Origin of the sequence: Synechococcus sp. R55.2 (assembly GCF_047462075.1) — a bacterium.
Taxonomy (GTDB): domain Bacteria; phylum Cyanobacteriota; class Cyanobacteriia; order Thermostichales; family Thermostichaceae; genus Thermostichus.
On record NZ_JANSIH010000302.1, the window covers coordinates 1 to 612 of the forward strand.

Genomic DNA, 612 nt, shown 5'->3' on the forward strand with positions numbered 1-612 from the left:
TGCTGGTGGAGCACGCAGAGCGCTTCGGGCTCTCCCAACTGCACCAACTGCGGGGACGGGTGGGACGGGGATCCGACCAAGCCTATTGCATCTTGATGACGGGATCCAAAGGAGAAGATGCTCTGCGGCGGCTGAAGGTGCTGGAGCAATCCCACGACGGGTTTTTCATTGCCGAGATGGATCTGCGCTTCCGGGGGCCGGGGGAAGTGATGGGTACCCGCCAGTCGGGGCTGCCGGATTTTGCCCTGGCCAGCCTCATGGACGATCAAGAGGTGCTGCACCTGGCCCGCCAAGCGGCAGAACAGCTCCTGGCCCTTGACCCCGACTTGAAGCGGTGGCCCCCCTTAAGCCGCATACTGGAAGAGCGGCAGGCCCGTCTCCTGGGCCCTGGGCTGCTGACCTAATGGCTATAGGCGATGTATACCCTCGAAGACTTAAAGGCCCACGGCCTTTCCCCAGACGAATACCAGAAGATCCAGCAGCAGCTGGGACGGGATCCCAACCCCACGGAGCTGGCCATGTTTGGGGTGATGTGGTCGGAGCACTGCTGCTACAAGAACTCCCGCCCTCTGCTGAAAAACTTTCCCACCACGGGCGAGCGGGTAGTGGTGG

The 612-nt window shown here is 62.3% G+C and carries 1 protein-coding gene and 1 pseudogene; both read left to right on the forward strand.

From position 1 onward, the window contains the following. Nucleotides 1-404: pseudogene (locus tag NW838_RS09790) on the forward strand (DNA helicase RecG); the annotation flags it as partial. 12 nt (nucleotides 405-416) lie between these two features. Then, nucleotides 417-612: hypothetical protein (locus tag NW838_RS09795; protein WP_414427955.1), on the forward strand; the 196-nt coding region annotated here is incomplete at its 3' end.